Origin of the sequence: Peribacillus faecalis, from assembly GCF_014712675.1 — a bacterium.
Taxonomy (GTDB): domain Bacteria; phylum Bacillota; class Bacilli; order Bacillales; family DSM-1321; genus Bacillus_AD; species Bacillus_AD faecalis.
In genome coordinates this window covers 71,393-92,102 of record NZ_JACXSI010000006.1, presented here as the reverse complement: position 1 = coordinate 92,102, position 20,710 = coordinate 71,393, and the positions used below count along the sequence as shown (strand labels likewise).

The 20,710-nt window shown below is 40.8% G+C and carries 20 protein-coding genes; 14 read left to right on the top strand and 6 right to left on the bottom strand.

Annotation, left to right across the window (positions count from 1 at the left end):
* Positions 1-135: 135 nt before the first annotated feature.
* Positions 136-1,143 (bottom strand): YeiH family protein, encoded by a 1,008-nt coding sequence (locus IEO70_RS03690; protein WP_190997001.1) that lies wholly within the window; start codon positions 1,141-1,143, stop codon positions 136-138.
* A 165-nt stretch (positions 1,144-1,308) separates the two neighbouring features.
* Between IEO70_RS03690 and IEO70_RS03685 the strand changes: the two genes are divergently transcribed.
* The 3 genes from IEO70_RS03685 (at position 1,309) to IEO70_RS03675 (ending at position 4,575) form a co-directional block, all read left to right on the top strand.
* On the top strand, positions 1,309-2,274 hold the full coding sequence (locus IEO70_RS03685) for an alpha/beta hydrolase (protein ID WP_190997000.1): 966 nt from the start codon (positions 1,309-1,311) through the stop codon (positions 2,272-2,274).
* A gap of 85 nt (positions 2,275-2,359) precedes the next feature.
* Positions 2,360-3,745, top strand: a complete 1,386-nt coding sequence (locus IEO70_RS03680; RefSeq protein ID WP_190996999.1) for a LysM peptidoglycan-binding domain-containing protein — start codon at positions 2,360-2,362, stop codon at positions 3,743-3,745.
* Between the two features lie 188 nt (positions 3,746-3,933).
* Positions 3,934-4,575: a FusB/FusC family EF-G-binding protein gene (locus tag IEO70_RS03675; protein WP_190996998.1), complete on the top strand. Its 642-nt coding sequence runs from the start codon at positions 3,934-3,936 to the stop codon at positions 4,573-4,575.
* A 40-nt stretch (positions 4,576-4,615) separates the two neighbouring features.
* On the opposite strand, the gene IEO70_RS03670 is transcribed toward IEO70_RS03675, so the two are convergent.
* The gene (locus IEO70_RS03670) at positions 4,616-4,834 is read right to left on the bottom strand and encodes a hypothetical protein (protein ID WP_190996997.1); all 219 of its coding nucleotides are present in this window, start codon (positions 4,832-4,834) and stop codon (positions 4,616-4,618) included.
* Between the two features lie 196 nt (positions 4,835-5,030).
* Between IEO70_RS03670 and IEO70_RS03665 the strand changes: the two genes are divergently transcribed.
* The 7 genes from IEO70_RS03665 to IEO70_RS03635 all read left to right on the top strand — a co-directional run bounded on the left by IEO70_RS03665 (position 5,031) and on the right by IEO70_RS03635 (position 12,998).
* Complete coding sequence (locus IEO70_RS03665; RefSeq protein WP_190996996.1) at positions 5,031-5,669, top strand: HAD family hydrolase; 639 nt, start codon at positions 5,031-5,033, stop codon at positions 5,667-5,669.
* Between the two features lie 171 nt (positions 5,670-5,840).
* Positions 5,841-6,407 carry a tyrosine-type recombinase/integrase gene (locus IEO70_RS03660; RefSeq protein ID WP_190996995.1) on the top strand — a complete coding sequence of 189 codons (567 nt, stop codon included), beginning with the start codon at positions 5,841-5,843 and terminating at the stop codon, positions 6,405-6,407.
* A gap of 123 nt (positions 6,408-6,530) precedes the next feature.
* Positions 6,531-7,028 carry a cation:proton antiporter regulatory subunit gene (locus IEO70_RS03655; RefSeq protein ID WP_190996994.1) on the top strand — a complete coding sequence of 166 codons (498 nt, stop codon included), beginning with the start codon at positions 6,531-6,533 and terminating at the stop codon, positions 7,026-7,028.
* Entirely contained in the window at positions 7,028-8,284 is a 1,257-nt protein-coding gene (locus IEO70_RS03650; protein WP_190996993.1) for a cation:proton antiporter, read from the top strand. The genes IEO70_RS03655 and IEO70_RS03650 overlap by 1 nt, the downstream gene beginning before the upstream one ends.
* A 294-nt stretch (positions 8,285-8,578) precedes the next feature.
* The gene (locus IEO70_RS03645; RefSeq protein WP_190996992.1) at positions 8,579-9,211 is read left to right on the top strand and encodes a LysE family translocator; all 633 of its coding nucleotides are present in this window, start codon (positions 8,579-8,581) and stop codon (positions 9,209-9,211) included.
* Between the two features lie 173 nt (positions 9,212-9,384).
* Entirely contained in the window at positions 9,385-10,953 is a 1,569-nt protein-coding gene (locus IEO70_RS03640) for a S1C family serine protease (protein WP_235973480.1), read from the top strand.
* 17 nt (positions 10,954-10,970) lie between these two features.
* Complete coding sequence (locus IEO70_RS03635) at positions 10,971-12,998, top strand: peptidoglycan D,D-transpeptidase FtsI family protein (RefSeq protein WP_190996991.1); 2,028 nt, start codon at positions 10,971-10,973, stop codon at positions 12,996-12,998.
* Between the two features lie 149 nt (positions 12,999-13,147).
* Here the strand turns inward: IEO70_RS03635 and IEO70_RS03630 are convergent, their stop codons facing one another.
* Genes IEO70_RS03630 through IEO70_RS03620 form a run of 3 tightly spaced genes read right to left on the bottom strand, consistent with a single transcriptional unit; the run spans position 13,148 to position 14,809 of the window.
* Positions 13,148-13,957 (bottom strand): protein phosphatase 2C domain-containing protein, encoded by an 810-nt coding sequence (locus tag IEO70_RS03630; RefSeq protein ID WP_190996990.1) that lies wholly within the window; start codon positions 13,955-13,957, stop codon positions 13,148-13,150.
* Entirely contained in the window at positions 13,950-14,402 is a 453-nt protein-coding gene (locus IEO70_RS03625) for an HIT family protein (RefSeq protein ID WP_190996989.1), read from the bottom strand. Before IEO70_RS03625 ends, IEO70_RS03630 begins: the two co-directional genes overlap by 8 nt.
* Positions 14,399-14,809, bottom strand: a complete 411-nt coding sequence (locus IEO70_RS03620) for an NUDIX hydrolase (protein ID WP_190996988.1) — start codon at positions 14,807-14,809, stop codon at positions 14,399-14,401. The genes IEO70_RS03625 and IEO70_RS03620 overlap by 4 nt, the downstream gene beginning before the upstream one ends.
* Positions 14,810-15,022: 213 nt before the next feature.
* Between IEO70_RS03620 and IEO70_RS03615 the strand changes: the two genes are divergently transcribed.
* Positions 15,023-16,561, top strand: a complete 1,539-nt coding sequence (locus IEO70_RS03615; RefSeq protein ID WP_190996987.1) for an FAD-dependent oxidoreductase — start codon at positions 15,023-15,025, stop codon at positions 16,559-16,561.
* A 154-nt stretch (positions 16,562-16,715) separates the two neighbouring features.
* The gene (locus IEO70_RS03610) at positions 16,716-16,862 is read left to right on the top strand and encodes a hypothetical protein (protein ID WP_190996986.1); all 147 of its coding nucleotides are present in this window, start codon (positions 16,716-16,718) and stop codon (positions 16,860-16,862) included.
* A gap of 414 nt (positions 16,863-17,276) precedes the next feature.
* Here IEO70_RS03610 and IEO70_RS03605 read toward each other — a convergent pair whose 3' ends face one another.
* On the bottom strand, positions 17,277-18,086 hold the full coding sequence (locus IEO70_RS03605; protein ID WP_190996985.1) for a C39 family peptidase: 810 nt from the start codon (positions 18,084-18,086) through the stop codon (positions 17,277-17,279).
* A gap of 225 nt (positions 18,087-18,311) precedes the next feature.
* Here IEO70_RS03605 and IEO70_RS03600 point away from each other — a divergent pair, with 225 nt between their 5' ends.
* Both IEO70_RS03600 and IEO70_RS03595 read left to right on the top strand, forming a co-directional pair.
* The gene (locus IEO70_RS03600) at positions 18,312-19,025 is read left to right on the top strand and encodes a response regulator transcription factor (RefSeq protein WP_190996984.1); all 714 of its coding nucleotides are present in this window, start codon (positions 18,312-18,314) and stop codon (positions 19,023-19,025) included.
* Complete coding sequence (locus tag IEO70_RS03595) at positions 19,006-20,445, top strand: sensor histidine kinase (RefSeq protein WP_407948428.1); 1,440 nt, start codon at positions 19,006-19,008, stop codon at positions 20,443-20,445. Before IEO70_RS03600 ends, IEO70_RS03595 begins: the two co-directional genes overlap by 20 nt.
* Positions 20,446-20,710: the final 265 nt, after the last annotated feature.

Genomic DNA, 20,710 nt, shown 5'->3' with positions numbered 1-20,710 from the left:
TTTTTACTCATATTCTTCCCCAGTATTTCTTTGATGTTTCTTCATTATATAAAAAATGTACCCCATAGGTAGACCTTTTTTGAAGTGTCTACTCTATAGGGTACATTTTATTAATCGGGCATGCCTTTATAAGATTTATAAAATAAATAGGAATATTAGTATGAGAGCCACTGTTATTTGGAAAAGACCAATACCGCCGGCGTATGCGGAAATTTTCCAGCCGTGCTTGATAAGATCTTTTATTTTTACGCTCATGCCGATGCCGGCTAGGGCGATGATTTCTAAGTAATTACCGAATATTTTAATCGGATGCGTAATCGTTTCCGGAAATTGCAGAATCGTATTGATGATGCACAAGATAAAAAATCCAGCAACATACCAAGGGAGAATTGAGCTTAGTTGGAAAGACCCTTTGCTAAGTTTCGGTCCTTCTTTATGCTTGGCATTTTTGATGCGGCTCAGAATGAACACGACAGCAGCCAAGAAAATAATCCGGCTAATTTTGAAGACAGCAGCCTGATCTTTTACAGCTTCTCCAATGATGCTTCCGCTTGCGACAACTTGACCGACAGATTGCAAAGTGCCCCCGATTAAAGCGGAAGAGGGCAAGACTTCGTTATTGAAAACAAGACTTGTAATTCCCGGTAAAACAATCATCAAAACGGTTCCTAATAAATTGACTATTGTGATTGATACCGCCATATCTGATACTTTCGCTTTAATTGCCGGCGCGGTCGATGCAATTGCGGAAGAACCGCAGACAGCGTTACCGCTTGCCATTAACAGGCGAAAGTCCTCTTCGAAACCGAGTTTTTTACCTAGCCAAATTACGAAAGCAATCGTAGCGCTCATTTGAATCAAGATGAAAGCTAAACCGTTCCACCCGATATCGACTAAGCTTTGAAATGTCAATGTCGCCCCTAATAAAATGATGGAGTAGTAGAGCAGTTTACTTTCAGAAAATTTAACTCCTGCTCTTAATGCTTCGTTGGAACCAAAGTTCATATTTCCGATAACGATCCCGATCAGGATAGCAAACAATCCGCTTCCGAGGCTCGGGAAAAATTTGCCGAGCACAATTGCCGCGACGGCAATTGCAATGCAAAGCAATAATCCTGGTAATATAGTTTTTAATAATTTCATGATGTAACCTCGTTATGTAGAATGGTAAGTTATTATATTAACATATTAATAAAGGATAGTTGATTAAAAAATAAAGGAAATAATTCAGATTCAATACAATAGAGGAAAGTACAGCTGCCTCAAAGCGTATTATGGAAAGAGACTGTGGGAGGATGTGGTTCATTAATGGTTTTTGATGGAGTAGAGAAAGAGGTAACAATACCGGGAGAATACGAACTGTCGGCAACATTGACCGTTCCATTGGGGGCGAATGAACCACTTCCGGCTGTCGTTATCGTTCCGGGTACAGGCAGCGCTGATCGTGACGGTAATTTGAAAAACTTTGAGATAAACCTTTACAAGAATTTAGCGAAATTTATTACAAGTCTAGGATTTGTGACCATTCGCTATGACAAAAGGGGAATCGGAAAAAGCGAAGGAAGTATCCTGACTTGCGGTATGAATGATTTAGTTGATGACGTCATCAGCAATGTGAAATATGCACAGCAACTTCCGAATGTTGATAGCGAAAGAGTTATTTTATTGGGGCACAGTGAAGGCTGTATTCTCAATACACTTGCCTATCACCGTCATCGTGTTGCCGGGCTGCTTTTGATCGCGGGTGCCGGGGCTGGTCTGAAGTCAGCTTTGATTTACCAGAACGAGCTTGCTTTTCAGGAAATCCAACATATGAATGGCTTAAAAGGGAAGTTGTTGAAATTGCTGATAAAAGAAAAATCCATCGTCAAGAAACAAAATAAATTATTTGAGTTAGTTCAAAGTTCAACAGAAGACATTATTAAAATTCAATTTCGGAAATTTCCTGCGAAATGGCTTCGCGAGCACTTGCAAGTATCCGATGAACATGTGCTTGAACTTCTAAAGCAAGCTGATTGTCCTATTCTCGTATTAAATGGTGATAAAGATGTTCAGGCTGATCTCAAACATATGGAAAATATTGAAGCATTCGGAAAAGAAAATATTAAATGCCGAATTATTGAAAAGATGAATCATATTTTGCGTGAACATAATGAGAAACTGTCTTTGTTGTATGTGAAGAAGCAATATAAAAAGCAAATGCAATCTCCGCTTCACCCCGAATTGCTTCAGGAAATTGAAGGCTGGCTCAGTTCGATATTTTTGAGGAAATAAACTACTAACTATCCCCACACCTTTACCTTGCCGTTTGAATAGTCTGTTGTAAAAGCTACTTTTATAAACGGCAGGGGGAGTGAAAATGAAGAAAAACACGGTGCTATCTGCCGTGCTTTGTTTGTCGCTTTTCGGCGGGACAAGCGCTAGTTTTGCGCTTGAACCCGGCGGTACGAGACAATATGACGGCATTGATGTAAGTGTATTTCAAGGTGATATAGATTTTAATAGTGTGAGAGATTCGGGAGTAGAGTTTGTATATATAAAGGCAAGTGAAGGGACAACCTTAATCGATCCGAACTTTGAAGCTAATTATGCAGGGGCGAAAGAAGCTGGACTTCTTGTCGGTGTCTATCACTTTGTGAGAGCACAAAATGTTTCTGAGGCACAAGCGGAAGCTCGATTTTTTGCTGATAATATTAGCGGCAAAGATATTGATGGCAAGCTTGCCATGGACTTTGAGGTATTCGATGGTTTAACGAATGAGCAAGTCAATGAAATATCGCTCGCATTTATAAATGAATTAATCGAAGTTACAGGAATGGAAGTTGTAATTTACAGTGATGCTTCCAATGCTACAGACGTGTTTGGCGAGGAGTTAACACAGTATTCTCTTTGGGTAGCGGAATACGGAGTCGACGAGCCTTCAGATTCTGTTATTTGGGATACTTGGGCCGGATGGCAATATTCTGATACAGGCTCAGTTCCCGGCATAAGCGGTAATGTCGACTTAGATTATTTTACAGATGAAATGTTAATGTCAAACAACACCCCGGAGGAACCTGAACCATCTCCTGAGCCGGAACCTGAACCGGAGCCGGGAGATACAGTAACGATTTCGTACACAGTGCAGCGCGGCGACACATTAAGTGCAATAGCCCGGCGCTATGGAACGACAGTATCGGCGATTGTGGCAGAAAACAATATATCGAATCCAAATTTGATTTTCCCTGGTCAAGTGCTAAGAATAACAGTCGAGAGAGATGAAGATGGAAATACAACGTATACAGTGCAGCGTGGAGATACGTTAAGTGAGATAGCTCGCCGTTTTGGAACGACAGTATCGGCAATTGTAGCATCAAATAATATAGCCAACCCGAATTTGATTTTCCCCGGACAAGTACTGAGAATACCGGTCGGTGGAGGTGAAACTGGCGAGACAATATCGTATACAGTGCAGCGCGGAGATACATTAAGTTCGATAGCACGCCGATATGGAACGACAGTGTCAGCGATTGCGGCAGAAAATAATATATCAAATCCAAACTTAATATTTCCTGGACAGGTGCTGCGCATAACGGTTGATGGCGACGGTGCAGGAGGGACAATATCGTATACAGTGCAGCGCGGAGATACATTAAGTTCGATAGCACGTCGATATGGAACGACAGTGTCAAAACTTGTAAGATTGAATAATATTAGCAATCCAAATCTTATTTATGCAGGTGAAAAATTGCTGATTCCGAATTGATAGCAGTTTTGGCATTTTCAGAACCGATATTACTTGTCTGAGCATACTATAAAAAATATTGTTTATCGTAAGGGAAAGGCGTAAATTTGATTTTACGCTTTTTTTCTGTTTAGAACAGTTTATAACTGAATTCAGACTACATAGAAGTGGTCATAGCTGATACAATACGTAAAAAAGGAGTGGTCTGAATGACGCCATTTATTAGTAATCATCAATATAACTTTATTATGCAGCAGGCGAAAAGCATCGCCGGAGCAGTGAACACAGTCAATGATGCGGCCGTTAAACGTGCGTTTATTCATTTGGCACTGGATAAGGTATTGGCACTGTTTACCGATTTGTCGGAGGAGCAGGAATCACTGCTTAGGGAAATTCTTGAATTAGATTCGGAAGCGGCTGTGCAGCGTTACAAGGAGAAACTGGCAGAAGTTTGTTTACCTTTTACCGACCTTAGTGATGCGAAGATTAAAAAGCTATTTCGCAAGGTGAAGAAATTGAATTACCCGTCAATTTCTGCTGACGCATTGTCTCATTTAACCTTTTTCGGTTGGAACGATACGGGGACGAATCAGAAGTTTATCATTAAGGAAGTCGACGGAAAGCTTGCTGGCATTCATGGACGTTTTACGCCAAGCAGTAAGAAAGGTATTTGTCATTTTTGTCATCATCAGAATGAAGTCGGGTTGTTCACTGTCGAAATGAAAACGAAAGGCAGTGCGATGAACTATCGAACATTGGCAAATTACGTGTGCACGGACAACGCTGCATGCAATAACCAAATAACGGATACAACGAATTTGGATGAATTCATCCGCTACGTATCCATGTGAAAGATGGCTTATTGGTCATCTTTCTTTTTTGTTTAAATCTTTAAAATGGCAGCGAATTGCGGGTATAAGCTGTTTTAAAGCATAAATAATGGAACCGGAATGTATCAAATAGTACAGTGTCATCAGAGAAATCGTAATGCTGCAGAAAAGACTCGATCATTTCCACGTCATTTTCTTTGAATAATCCGGTAACCTCGAATTGATAAGCAAATTTGTCCAATAAAAATTCATATCCGCAAAAGGCATATTCCAAGTCCATACTTTTCACACTTCCTTTTTTAATTAAACAGTATATCCCCATATTGATTCAGATACACAAACAATTGTAAGGTTTTGTTCAAAATTCGCCCCCAATCTCTCAAAATTTCCGTTTAAAGTAGAGGTAAGGTGAGATTATTGCAGTGTTTCAGCGGGTAAATTCCTGTAAGCAATGATGTGAAAGGGAGCTGAATAAGATGATTCAAGCAATTATTTTTGATATTGATGGAACGATCTTAGATACTGAAGATGCAATTATGCGTTCATTGAAGCAGGCGACGGACGAGGCGGGCTATTCGTACTCGATTGAAGATCTGCGTTTCGTTTTCGGGGTTCCGGGTGAGGAGGCGCTGCCAAAGCTTCATATTACGGATGTCAATGCTGTTCTTGACCGTTGTCATGAATTGGAACGGACTGCTTTGAAAGAGACAAAGCCTTTTAAAAATATTGAAAACGTCATTCACGAGTTATCGTTGCTTGGGATTAAACTCGGGGTAGTGACGTCGAAGTCGAAACAGCAATATAAAGAAACGATGGACCAGCGCGAATGCAGCCAATATTTTGATGAGGTCGTTGTGACTGAATGCACGCAATTGCATAAACCGCATGGAGAGCCACTTTTATATTGTCTTGAGAGAATGGATGTAGCACCTCATGAGGCAATTTATATCGGAGATACGATTTACGATAATCAATGTGCTAAAGATGCAGGTGCAAAGTTTGGACTTGCTTATTGGGGTGCGAAGACGACAGACGGTTTTCAGGCTGATTATGTATTAGAGCACCCGAGCGACTTATTGAAACTGGTTGTTGACACGAACGTTTACCATTTTTAAAGAAAGAAGGTGCAATTATGGATTACGTATTTGTTGCAAGTCAGCTTTGTGCGCAAATAGCTTTATTTACTATGGTATGAAAAATTCTAACTATTTGAGCAAATGATTTTTATGTTACATAATACGATGATATAATAGGATTATGTAACATACTTAAAGGGGTCAAGATCCATGGAATATGTGGAAGCATTACGCGATGTCAAAGAGATTAATGCTATTAAGAAGGTATTAAAGAAGCATTCGGAAAGGGATTATGTATTGTTTATAGTCGGAATCAATACAGGCCTGAAAATTACAGAAATGCTGTCTTTGAAGGTAGAAGACTTGATGAATGATAAACAGGAGGCGAAGCGTTTCATTTACATTCCGCAGAAGGACAGTTTGCCGCCGAAGGAAGTATATGTAAATGAACAAGTACGCAAGGCAGTTCGTCATTATGTGAAAGAACAAGGGCTTTTGAACGAGGATTTTCTTTTTGCTTCAACCAAAACTAAACTGCCAATCAGTCGCCAGCAAGCGTACAGAATTGTTCATGATGCAGCTAAGGAAGTCGGTATTGAAGGGAAAATCGGCACGAACTCGATGCGCAAAACGTTCGGTTATCATGCGTATAAACGTGGTGTTGCGATCTCTCTTTTACAAAAGTTTTTCCATCATGATACGAAATCTGAAACGTTGAAATATATTGGCATTGATAAGGAGGAAGTCATCCGAACAGAGATTGATGTCAACTTGTGAATTGGGGCAAAAGTGTTTTGTAAAAGAGCTTTTTTCGCATATTTTTTTGGTGAAATATCCATAAATGCCTTTTGAGTATGATTACGTGAACATGCTTAAATGAAGGGGAGGAATTAAAGGGAAATGAACATTCGGGAAAGTGAGCTTCCGGGAATCGGATGCAAGTTTGAAATTACAACAAATGAGGATGAGAAGATGGTTATTGTCATCCATAATGATGGCAGGAGAGAACTGTATCATTATGATGACGACCATGAGGAAACATTGTCGAGTGTGACGCTAAACGACAGTGAATCACGCAAGATCGCAGCTATTTTAGGAGGCATGGTCTATTCGCCGAAAGCATTGGAGAAACTGGAGATGGCATTCGACGGTTTGGTCATTGAATGGTTCAAAGTTGAAGACGGAGCAACAATGAGCGGGCGCACGATTGGTGAATTGGATGTTCGTAATCATTATAACGTCAATATTATCTCTGTATTAAAGAAAGATATGAAAAAAATGATTATGCCAGGACCGGATTCTATCATCAGTGCAGGCGATACACTCGTCATTGCCGGCGAAAGACCGGAGGTAATCCGTTTTGAAAACGAATTGCTAAAAAAGAAGGGTGATACTTAATGACCAATCATCTCGTGCTTGAAGTTGGAACTGCTCTTGTTATCATTGCCTTAGCAGCTGTTCTGGCTGGAAAACTTAAGTTTTCCATCATCCCTTTTCTGATTATTCTGGGAATGCTGGTCGGTCCGCACATTCCTGTATTCGGAATCATCGATTTATCATTCGTAAATAGCTACGAAATTATCGAGTTCCTCGGCAGAATTGGTGTGTTGTTTCTCCTGTTTTATTTGGGCTTAGAGTTTTCTGTTAAAAAGCTGGAACGATCGGGGAAAAACATTGTCGTCGGCGGAAGCATTTATATCGCTATTAACTTCAGTTTAGGATTACTATACGGTGTCGTAAATGGTTTTCCGCTTGAAGAGACATTAATTATTGCCGGGATTATCACATTCTCATCGAGTGCTATTGTCGCTAAGGTGCTAGTGGACCTGAAGAGAACAGGAAATAAGGAGACGGAGTTAATTCTCGGTATCATTATGTTTGAAGATATCGTTCTCGCTGTCTACTTATCAATTGTATCCGGTATGATTCTTGGCGGTTCTTCATCTTGGTTTGATACGTTAATTTCTATCGGTATTTCATTGGGATATATTTTGTTATTCTTTGTGATTGCCAGAAAAGCTACTCCAATTTTAAACAAACTATTAAACATAACTTCAAATGAAATTTTTATCCTTGTTATTTTTGCCGCATTATTCTTTATTGCCGGCTTTTCTGAGACGATTCACGTTGCCGAAGCAATCGGTGCGTTGTTAATTGGTCTGGTATTCTCGGAAACGGAACATAGCGAACGAATTGAGCACCTTGTTGTGCCATTCAGAGACTTTTTCGGGGCGATTTTCTTCTTCAGTTTCGGCTTAAGCATTGACCCGAGTACATTAGGCGATGCCGTTTGGTTAGTATTAGGTGCTGTAATTATCACAATATTCGGTAATTTTACTGCCGGATTGATTGCCGGGCGACGCGCAAAGCTTTCGTATAAAGCATCATCGAATATCGGTTTGACAATCGTATCACGCGGGGAATTCTCCATTATTTTGGCCAACTTGGCGGTTATGGGAAGCTTAATGGAAGTTATTAAACCGTTTGCCGCTCTATACGTATTAATTCTGGCGATACTCGGTCCGATGTTGACGAAGGAATCGAAACGCATCTACCTCCTCCTAGATAAAATTTTCAAATGGAGCGCAAAGGAAGAAAAGAAAAAACTTCTCGTTAAACAAATGAAACAGCAAGAACAAAACCATTCCGGTTAATTAGAAAAATCGTCACCGGTCCTTTTTCATCATGAACTACGCTATAAAGATTCAGCTCAATGAAAAAGGAGCCATGCGGGAGGCAGTTTAGTCCTCCCGCATGGCAGGTGTAAGGTTAGACAGCTATCCAGGTTCAATAATATATGCTTTCTTTTTAGAAAAAACTGTTGGCATTTTTGAACTGCTCCTCCAATTGTTAGATGTGTCTAACAATTGGAGGAACAGTTTTTTTGCATTCTAGATGCCGGAGCTCAGCCATATAATGGGGACAAACCTGCTTAAAGGAGAGTCGGGATGGCTGTATTTGTGACATATTTAGTGTTGGGATTTTCTTTGGCATTGCCTGTCGGTCCGATCACGGTCGAGATGACGAAACAAGGTTTGAAGAATGGATTCGTTCATGGTTGGTCGGTCGGATTGGGCGGCATGACAATCGATGTGCTGTTGATTATCTTTATTTATTTCGGTTTTTCGACAATCTTATCGCAACCGGAGATTAAAGTAGCAATGTGGCTAATCGGGGCAATTTTTTTATTGGTGATTGCCATTGATAGCATACGCAATGCCGGTCAGGATATCGCAGTTGGGGAAGGGAAAATGGCCAAATCAAAGCGTTCATCCTATATGACCGGCTTTTTGGTCGGAATTTCACCGGGCAATATTTTGTTTTGGGTCGGTATTTTTGGAACGGTACTTGCCAATTCGGTGCATACTGCCCATTCAAGTTTCCTCATTGTAGCAGGAGGCATTTTGACAGGCATCCTTCTGCATGATATCAGTCTGTTGACAATGGTTGCTCTCACTCGAAAGTATATGAGTCAACTATTCATTAAAAGAATAACAATCGGTGCTGGTATCGTGTTAATAGGGTTTGCTGTATATTTTGTTTTGGAATTTGTTGTTGGCTTGATGAAGATGATATATTGATATAGAATTACTTTATATATTTTTAAACTGCTGTTATTAAACTTACTGCAATTGATTGAAACTTTTCCATTTCTTTTCTATAACTATTAAAGGTTTGTTAAAAGTTTGTTCATATTTAACTTCTACAATATTAAGTAACGAAATGATTATTCAGTTACAAGGAGGAGTTAGTCATGAACGAAAAAGAAGATTTTAATGAAATTCCTGAACAGGATCTAAATAATAAACTTAATAAAAAAGAAGAGAAAGATAGAGACGAAGTATTATCGGAAGAAGGTACTTCATCCGATGTTGTGATGAATGTGGAGCCAGGGAAGGCTCATCTTGATAGCGAACAGCTGACAGCGGCCGAATTCGAACAATCTGATGAAAAGGCTGTGGAGCAATCGGCTTCTACATATGGAGAAGATATGAAACAAAGCCATTCAGAGTTCAGCTCTGAAACAGCTAATGAAACACAATCTGCAGTGATTAGTGAAAAACAACATGAAAATAAAAAATCTAATAACAGCAAAAAGATAAGCGATGAAAAGAAAAAGGTATGGAGCAGCTGGGCCAAAACGATTTCAGCAGGAATAATTGGTTCAGTGCTGACATTATCCGTTATTCCTTTCACGAATTATTCGGATTTGTTTGATTCGGCAACAAGTTCACAATCATCTGCGCAAAGCCATTCAGGTACAAGCCGTGAAGAAGCCAATTCCTCAGGTTCTGTAAAGGTTGAAGCAACTGTTGTCAGTAATTCGACAATTGCTGATATGGTTGAAGAAGCCGCGCCGGCTATTGTAGGTGTCGTGAATGTTCAAAACCAAACAAGCAATTATTATTCGCCTTTTGAGCAGCCGCAAGCTACGGATGAAAGTGTGGAAAGTGGCTCAGGATCAGGTGTTATATTCAAAAAGGATAGTGATTACGCGTATATTGTAACGAACTATCATGTAATTGAAGGTGCAGATGAAATTGAAGTATCGCTCGACAGTGGTGACCGTGCAAAAGCGCAATTAGTTGGCGGCGATGCATTAAGCGACTTGGCAGTATTGAAAATTGAGTCAAGCTATGTAACTTCCGTGTTGAGTTTCGGAGACTCAAGCACATTACGTGCCGGTGAAGACGTAATCGCTATCGGAAATCCGCTTGGCCTTGACTTGTCAAGAACTGTAACGCAAGGAATTGTCAGCGCAGTTGACCGTACTGTATCTGTGACGACTTCTGCAGGTGATTGGGACTTAAATGTTATTCAAACAGATGCGGCCATTAACCCCGGTAACAGCGGCGGCGCATTATTAAATACAGCAGGCCAGGTAGTCGGAATCAACAGCTTAAAGATTTCAGAAGATGGAGTGGAAGGTCTGGGGTTTGCCATTCCAAGTAATGATTTAGTGCCGATTATTAATGAAATTCTTGAAAAAGGATCTGTACAGCGCGTATATCTTGGCGTAGGCTTAATGAGTCTTTCAGAAGTGCCGATTATGTACTTGGAGCGCTTGAACATTCCTGTTGAAGAAGGGGTCATCATTACTAGTGTAGAATCCGGTTCTGCAGCGGATGATGCAGGTTTGGAAGTACAGGATGTTATTGTGAAAATCGATGATCAATCTGTCGCTGATTCAACAGATCTTCGTAAATACTTGTATAGCAATCTTGAAGTCGGAGATCAAGTTACAATCGAGTTTTACAGAGGCGGAGAGCTGAAAACGACTACTGTTACGCTTGAGAGCAATAATGCTGTAACAACAAATTAAAAAAGATTGAGACAAAAATGAAAAAAAACAAAAAGAAGAATAAAACGACCAAATTTCGCTTAAATGCTATATTTTTTACCGTATTTGTGATGTTTACCATACTCGTCTTAAGGCTTGGCTATGTTCAAATCGTCAAGGGTCAGGAGTATAAAGCAGCCAGTGAAGCTACGACAACGACGAAATATACATGGAACGCCCCGCGCGGCATCATTTATGATCGCAATGGAAAACAGCTTGTCGAAAATGACCCGATTTATACGTTGACCTATACTGATTCGGCGGATACGTCCGACATGTCAACCTATGATATTGCTGAAAAATTGGCTGAACTTGTCGAAATCGATATTGCAGATGTAAAAGATCGCGACAAGAAAGATTATTGGATTATGAAAAACAGCGATGAAGCGCTCGAAAAAGTAACAGATGATGAGCTTTCGAAGCTTGAGGATAAAGAAATATACAAACTTCAGCTCGAGCGTATTACTGATAATGAAATTAATAGCTTGTCAGACGCGGAAGTGGAAGTATATAAAATTAAAGCGATTCTCGATTCCAGCTCGGCTTCAGTTAAACGGATTAAAGAAGGCCTGACGACGGAGGAGTTTGCTCTTGTGAATGAACATTTGGCCGATCTTCCCGGAATCGACGTGAAGCTCGATTCGCAAAGAAGATATGTATATGATAATACATTAAGGCAAATCTTTGGCTCGATTGCGCAAATTCCTGAGGAAAGTGCCGACGAATACACAGCGGCCGGCTATGATTTGAGCGATTTAGTAGGGAAGAGCTTCCTGGAGCTTCAGTATGAAAGTGTGCTGAGAGGCGCGAAGGAAGAGCAAAGTTATACTCAGGACCGTACTGGCAGTGTGACTGATTCGGTAACGACTTCAACGGGTCAAACAGGAAAGGATCTTGTGCTGACAATCGATATTGATTTGCAGCAGCAAGTTGATGCGATCGTTCAGGAAGAACTGTCGAAGGAAACGACTGCAGAAGCTGCTTATGTCGTGATGATGGATCCGAAAACAGGTGAAATCTTATCATTATCGGGTAAAAGAAGAGATGGATCAAAAATTACCGAAGAAACGTATGGAACCATTTATAATTCATATGCAATGGGTTCGGCCGTTAAAGGTGCAACTGTTTTGACAGGTTATCAAACAGGAGTCATTAGCCCCGGTGATACGTTTTATGATGCGCCGATTACGATTGGTGGCTTGAAGAAAAAATCATGGCAGAACATGGGGACGATTAATGATTTGACGGCTCTTGAGCGTTCATCCAACGTTTATATGTTCCATATTGCCATGAAAATCGGCGGCTATAATTACAGTACGAAATCCGGTTTCAGAGATCCGAAAACTTCTTATGAAACAATGCGAAAGTACTTTGCTGAATTTGGACTTGGTGTAGAAACAGGCATTGACTTACCGAGTGAAGGAACGGGTTATAATGGCGGCGTTCAAAAACTTGGTAACCTGATGGACCTTGCGATTGGCCAGTTTGATACGTATACACCGCTGCAACTTGCACAATACGTTTCGACAATTGCCAATGACGGGGTTCGAATGCAGCCGCATTTAATGAAGGAAATTCGCGATCCGAATCATGATACTGATGAGACTGGAGAAGTAATTGAAGAATTTGAGCCAAATGCTTTAAATAAGGTGAGTATGAGCCAAAAAAATATTGAACGCGTTCAAGAAGGCTTCCGCCGCGTTATGAGCGGCAGTCAGGGTACAGCGGCTTCGACTTTCAGAGGCGTAAGCTATGACCCTGCTGGTAAGACTGGTACGGCGCAGGTATGGAATGGCTCTGGCTACAACTATAATTTAACGCTTGTCGGCTATGCGCCATATGAGAATCCGGAAGTTGCGATGGCAGTTGTCGTAACGAATGTCAGAAATGGCAGCAGTGTGATTAACAAAAATATCGGAAAACGGATATTGGACGCTTATTTTACCGATGAAGCAGATCAGGCAGATGATGCAGATCAAGCGGATGATGCAGATCAAACCGCAAATGCCGATGAAATAGAAGAATAAAGTTAAATTGACGCTTGGATCAGTAATTGATCCAGGCGTTTTCTTTTAAATTAACAACAAGGTGGAATAATCGACGTAGTCGCCGATTTAAAGTCGGGCAACCGGACCTTTGCCTGCGCCTCAGCAGGCTTGCCAAAGGTAAGTTTTCTTTATCCGCTTGGTTTTGCCGTTTCCTTTGCCACCATTACCTTCCAAGAAATGATGGTAGTACTGTCTCTGACGCCTTGATTTTGAATAGTCCGAAGAATTGATTGCATACTTTCCCATTCAGTCGAGTTATAAAAGCAATGGAAAATGCTGCCCGGATGTTGATAGGGTTCGTTTGGGCATTCTATCAGACCGTCAGTCGTGAGAAAAAGGTGGTTTTCTCCTTTTCTTAATTCTCGTATTCCGTTGCTGTAACATGGAACGTCTTGTTCAAAAGTGTTGACTTGTCCAATCCATTCATAAAATTGCCTTTGGTTTAACTGATGCTGCCCCATTGCAGCCAGTTCAGGATGAAATAAATAAAGTATGCAATCCCCGACAGAAAACCACCACACATACTTATCTTTTCTTGCAACAATTAAACAAGCTGTTTCCCCTCTAATTTGCCGACAAGAAGTTAAGAAGTCTTCGGAATGAAAAATACTCAAAATCTTGTTTTCAAGTTTTCGGAAAGTGTGACGATTCGTCGGTAAAGATAGTATTTGCTGTAAATCAGATTTCTCAAGATTGAAATGTTGCAATATTAATTCGGCGCTCTCAGAAGTGCTGTGTGCATCCATGAGAATGGTAAACTCCCACTCTTGCTTTCTATTGATCCATACTAAACAGCCATCTTCATTTTTATATTGCGCCTCCTTTGAATTGCCTCCATAACGTCCGATGATAACCCGATCTAACTGAATAATGTCAGGTTGATCAACAAAGTTTTCGTCGCTGCCGACCCAACTGAATTCTTTGAGATAATCACTCATAGGCAGAATTCTCTAAATATATATTCAATCGGTTGCAAAGAGCGATAACATCATCATTATCCCCAAAAGGAGCATCTTCCCAGTCATATACAGCGTGAGGTCCCCAATATTGTTTCGGTGTATTCGGATAGCGGGCAACTAAGTGCATATGAAGATGAGGAACGGCATCTCCTAAAACATACGAATATATATGTTCAACATTTTCGCTTACCGATAGTGCCTTGCTTACTCTGACAATCGTGATACCGAACGCTTTAGCTTCTTCTATAGTCATATCACCAAGAGTCGGAACATGCCTTTTTAAATCAATCATAATATGACCTAAATAATTCGGCTGACCGTCTCGATCAATGTGGCCGACATACACGTATTCATCTTCGTAAATTTTAGTTCCGGAAGTTTGAATATCTCCTGCGTGTTTGCGACAAATAAAGCAAGTGTTCATGATAATTCCTCCAGCTCAAAAATATGGCTTTCTTCAAAATCTTTCAGAATAAAATCAGGCAATAGGGCTTTCAGTTGTTCCTGCGTTGCCCACAAATAGTCAGCATGCTCATCAGATAGATTGACTTCGCTTCCTCGGCTGGTGCATAAATAAGTTAAAATAACTACTTGTCTTGACAGGCTTGTCTGAAACGTGGTCGCATATAAAATTCGCCCGACTTTCACATCCAAGCCGGATTCCTCCTGTATTTCCCTGTGAAGAGCGGTTTCCAAGTCCTCGCCGAATTCAAGTTTCCCACCGACGCACTCCCATGTGCCTGCACCAATGTCATCATTTCCGGCTCGTTGAACGATTAAAATTTTCCCTTCGTGAATAACAATTCCTTTAAGAGCGACTACAATTTCCATTTTGATACACCTACTTTGTTTATGTCATTTCTCAATTATCAGTATAGATTAAAGAGTGAATTATCGAAATGTTTTTCTGGTTTACCGGCGTTATCCGGGCCCAATTCTAAATAAACCGATGAGTTAAGGTAGTATGTTTTTAAATTCAGATCAAAGCTATGAATTTCCTCTTTGTGGGCAAAATGGATATAAAACACTATAAGGAGAATGAGTATGAAAGAACATCCATCTTTGCCGCGATCACCAGAATCATTCTGGCTAGAAACAGCAATTTTACCAACTTTTAAAGGTATACAGCAAGACATCCATGTACATACCGTCATCGTCGGGGCGGGTATTACCGGCATTACCCTCGCTTATTTACTGACACAACAAGGTGTGAAGGTGGCGCTTCTTGACGCCGGGAAAATCACTAATGGCACAACCGGTCATACAACAGCGAAAATCACTGCTCAGCATGATTTGATATACGATCAGCTGATCCGCAATTTTGGCGAAGAGATTGCCAGGTCGTATTATGACGCTAACAGTGAAGCGCTTCAATTTATAAAAAAAACCGTTAATGAACATCAAATAGATTGTGACTTCAGCGAACAAGATGCGTTTATTTTTACGAACAGCGATGAGCAAATGTCAAAATTGAAAGCGGAAATCAACGCTTATGAAAAGTTGAAAATTGATGGCGAATATTTGCACCAAATCCCACTCAATATCGAAACGAAAGCCGCCATTAAGATGGCTAAACAAGCACAGTTTCATCCGATTAAATATTTGCACCAGTTAGTACGCTATATAGTGGGGCATGGTGGAGTCCTGCTGGAGAATACAACAGCGATTGATTTGGATGTCAGCGAGGAAAAAAAGAAAAAAATTATAACGAGCGACGGTCATCATGTTTTTGCTGAAAAGCTTGTTATTACATCACATTTTCCGTTTTATGATTTGAAGGGCTATTTTTTTGCGCGATTAAGTCCTGACCGTGCGTATGTTGTTGGAGCTGAAAGCAGTGAACCATATCCGGGCGGCATGTATATTACTGCCGAGCAGCCGAAACGTTCTATCCGGTCGACGCCGCTTGCAAACGGAAAACATTTGCTTTTAATTAGCGGAGGCAGTCATAAAACAGGTCATATTGCTGATACAGAACATTTTTATAATGAGTTGGCCGATTATGCAACGTCCCATTTCCAAGTTGATCGCATCAGCTATCGCTGGTCGGCTCAAGATTTATACACATTGGATAAAGTGCCGTACGTCGGACGGATGGAGCATGGTGATGAGTATACATTTGTCGCAACAGGCTACGGCAAATGGGGAATGACGAACGGGACAGCAGGGGCATTGCTCCTGAAGGATTTGGTGCTGGGCAAAGATAATCAATTCGAGCAGTTATACGCACCATCAAGAATCCATGGCGACACAGCTTTCAAAAATTTCATCGTCCAAAATGCCGATGTCGCTAAAGAGCTCATTAAAGGAAAGCTGCAACGGCCGGATAAATCAGTCGATGATGTGAGAGCTGGTGAAGGAGCAGTTGTGACGGTGCATGGAAGACGGGCCGGCTGCTATAAAGAAGAAGATGGAAGCGTTCATGTCGTCGACACGACATGTACTCATTTAGGCTGTGAAGTGGCATGGAACAATGGCGATCGCACTTGGGATTGTCCGTGCCATGGCTCTCGCTTCTCATTTGACGGAGAAGTGATTGAAGGCCCGGCGGAAACTCCATTGAAAAAGATTGATTTGGAGTGAAAAAGTCAAAAGGACCGGTAACGGTTATTTTTAGAAAATAAGAAAGCATATAATTTGGACCTGGAAAGCTGTCTAACCTTATACCTTCCATGCTCGGGCCTAAGCAGCCTCGCCCAAGAAACCAAAACCAGATTTCTCGTGCGGGGATCTCACGATGAGAGTCACAGCGACGTTGCTACAGGACGTAGCGCTCTTAGTCGCTGTTCCTTACTTGCGGGCCGCTTTCGCTTTTCGGTTCCCGCATGTCTCCTTTTTCATCGAGGCGAAATCAAGTAGCATATTCGATGAAAAAGACCGGTAACGGTTTTTCTTATGCTTTAGGAAATTATAAAAATCTACTTTGTGTTTAAATTGAAAAAAGTGTATCGACGTCCAGCTCCAGCGCCCAGCACCTATTGCCCTTTGAGCAACCTCCCTTTGATAAGTCAACGCTGAAATGTGAAATCGGCCCGTATAGCCCCGACCAGCATAAGACAGATCTCAGGAGGAAATTCGGGTTTGATTTCCGGAGGAGAGATGGCGTATGACTCGAGCTGTAAAAATCATCACTTGGCAGTCATGATTTTTACAAGATATTCGAGGAAGCTTTTCTAAGAAGAAAACTGGCTGGCCGATGCAACTAGACACATCGAATCACTGTCGTTCTTCGTGTTTCCTATATCTCGGTCGGCGGCCTCCAGTTCATACGGTGCTAAACGAGGCGTTTGCGCTTTTGTTATTTATAAGAAATCGCCTGTCTGCCCATTTGCACCCATGATTCAATAAATGCTTGCTTCGGGATTTTTTTATTTTTTTCAACGGTAAGCGGGTCGTTGACGTACACGTATTGATCGTCAAACCCGGTAATGACTGCCGCATGTTCATGGTAAGTAATATCAATTGTTCCTTCAGGGGTATGCCATGTGACGAAGGAGGAATCTGGCAATAGCTTATATTTCGTGTTTATAATTACCCAGACTGGGAAACCGTTTGCCAATTGCTGTTCAATCTTAAAAAATTCTTCGCCTGTCAAGTTGAGTATCCGTCCCGGTAAATAACGGTCAGCCAGCTCATAAATAGGCTTATGGTACACGCCTAGACCCGGATTGCTGCGATTGTACATATCGCCGATAAAGCCGCTGTTCGGGTGACCGTAATAAATTTTTCCATTTTTGTTTTCGTAAGGAGTACTATCTTTCTTAATATTGGATGCAAGCTCCATCTTGTCAACATTGACACCCGCATACGCAAGCAACATGGCAAGACTTGTGACCTCGCAGCCGCGCGGCAATTCCGGCAGCTGAGACACGACGGGTACATCCAGCATTTGTTTACCTTGATCGAGAAGTGATTCAGCTTGATGAAGTGTATATCCAGTCACCTGGTATATTTGTAGCGGTTTTCTCTTTTTCAATTCGTATAAACTGAAGCATAGTAAACTCGCGCATAGAAAAAAAACGGCTATACCCCATTTTTTATTGATTTTAAATAATAGTATTAGTAATGATAATAGAATGACGGCCAAGAATGTTAAAGCTGTTTTCATGAATACGTCTCCTTCCTTATCTTATTTATCGGAGCGGGAAGTTTTTTTTCAATACCATCTTAGATTATGAATAAACTATGAATAGGTTATTTCCGAACTATTAATAAACAGAGAAGATTTCAGAAGACTGTTGAAAAATTGCAAAAATCGTTATAAGTTTTACATAGAGAAGCAGCGGTATGCGAATTGCTTACAATTTTTCTGGATGTAATAGGAGATGGGCTTATGCGAATTTTGGTAATCGAGGATAATGAAAGTGTCGCTTCAATGATCGAAATGTTTTTTGCAAAAGAAGGCATTGAAGGAGTCTTTATAAATGATGGATTGCAAGGCTATAACAAGTTTAAGGAAGGCGAATGGGACGCGTTGATTATTGATTGGATGCTTCCAAATATGGACGGCGTGACGATCTGCCGTAAAATTCGCGAGGAGAAAAGCACGGTGCCAATCATTATGTTGACTGCGAAGGACAGTGAATCGGACCAAGTGCTCGGCCTTGAAATGGGCGCAGACGATTATGTGACGAAGCCGTTCAGTCCGCTTGCGTTAATGGCGCGAATCAAGGCTGTAACCCGCCGCTACAACACGGTACATGAACCACCGCAAGAGAAGGGTGTTTTGCAGACGAAGCATATTAAAATTAATAAAAATACCCGCGAAGTCGCAGTAAATGGGGAAACATTGACGAACTTGACGCCGAAGGAATTCGATCTGCTGTATTACTTCGTGCAAAATCCGAAACAAGTATTCTCGCGCGAGCAGTTGCTGGAGCGTGTGTGGAGCTATCAGTTTTATGGAGATGAACGAACTGTGGATGTTCATATTAAAAGATTGCGTAAAAAAATCGGATCGAAATCTCAGCCGTTCTTTCACACTGTTTGGGGCGTCGGATATAAGTTCGATGAGACGCTTGTAGAAAATGATGATAAAGAAGTTTAAACCTAAGTTTAAATTCAAATACTTCTATCAGCAGTTCTTTAGTCATATTGGTATTTTGATTGTCGCTTTTTTAGTGCTCAGCTTATTGTTTGCGAAGTATATGGAAGATTTTATATACAAAACGAATGCTGATGAGCTGATTGCTTATGGAGAGCAGATGATTGATGACTTGAACCGCAGCGGTGACACCGGAACGTATATTTTCAGCAGCTATACCAGGGTGCTCGCCGGGCAAAACATAAAATACAGCATATTCAATGAAAAGCGAAAGATTATTTATCCTACAGGCGGACGGATTATATTGAAGGATGAGGAATGGGAAAGCATCAAGAACGGCAATATACACATTGTGAATAAGGATTACAGACGTTTTGAACAAGGTGTAACATTCGTACTGCTGCCGATTTTTCAAAATCATGAGTTTATCGGCGGTATTTTACTTTATTCTCCTATAAGTGGCCTAAGTGAAATGATTTCGGAAGTCAATGAGTATTTGTTCTACACAGTCGTTATTGCGCTCATTATTTCGCTGTTGCTGAGCTGGATGCTATCGACATTCCACGTGAAGCGTATCAAGAAATTACAACATGCGACTTCTCAAGTGGCCGAGGGTAATTACGATGTGCGTGTTCAATCTTCTAACATTGATGAGATTGGTGAGCTGGCCGAAGATTTTAACCAAATGGTCAATCAGTTGAAAACTCAAATGGAAGAAATCGATTCGCTCGAAAATCGTCGCAGACAGTTTATGGCGGATGTTTCTCATGAATTGCGCACGCCTTTAACGACTATCAGCGGTGTCGTTGAAGGGATTCGGAGTGATATGATCCCGGTTGAGGAGCAACAGAAGGGCATGAATCTTGTCAGCAAAGAAACAAAGCGTTTAATCCGTCTTGTTAATGAGAACTTGGACTATGAAAAAGTGCGCTCTAATCAAGTAAAACTCATGAAGGAAGATATCCAGATGACGGAAGTGCTCGAAATTATTCAAGAGCAACTTGATTTGTTGGCCGAAGAGAAGAATGACCGTATTATAGTGGAGGCTGACAAAGATGTTTATGTGTATGCCGATTATGACCGCCTGACGCAAATTTTGATCAATATCGTGAAAAACAGCATTCAATTCACAGAAAACGGGAGCATTTTTTTGCGAGGTAAGCAAGGCAATCATGAAACGATTATTGAGGTTGAAGATACCGGTATCGGCATGAATCCGGAAGAAGTGAAAAATATTTGGCGTCGATTCTATAAAGCCGATATATCTCGAGCCAATAATCCTTATGGCGAGTTCGGAATCGGCCTGTCGATTGTGCAGCAGCTCGTTCATCTGCATGACGGCACAATTGAAGTAACGAGTGAAAAAGGGAAAGGAACCAAATTTGAGATTCGCATTCCTTACGTGAAAAAAAGTGACTTTTAAAAGAACGTCTTATAAAGCAGGCAGAGAAGAACAATTTGTTTTTCTCTGCTTTTTTAATTCAAAATTAATGGATCGGGAAGGTTTTTCATAATTTCTCAAAAGCTATATATCCTTTCAAGAAGTTATGCTAATATAATAATTAGCTTTGTTAACGAATGTGTTTGTATATTTAATAGCTAGTTTAAAACTTGTTAATAGTTTGTTCATATTTACTGGCTATGATGAAATTAAGCTCTTAAATGAGGCAAGAGATTAGTTGGAGGGA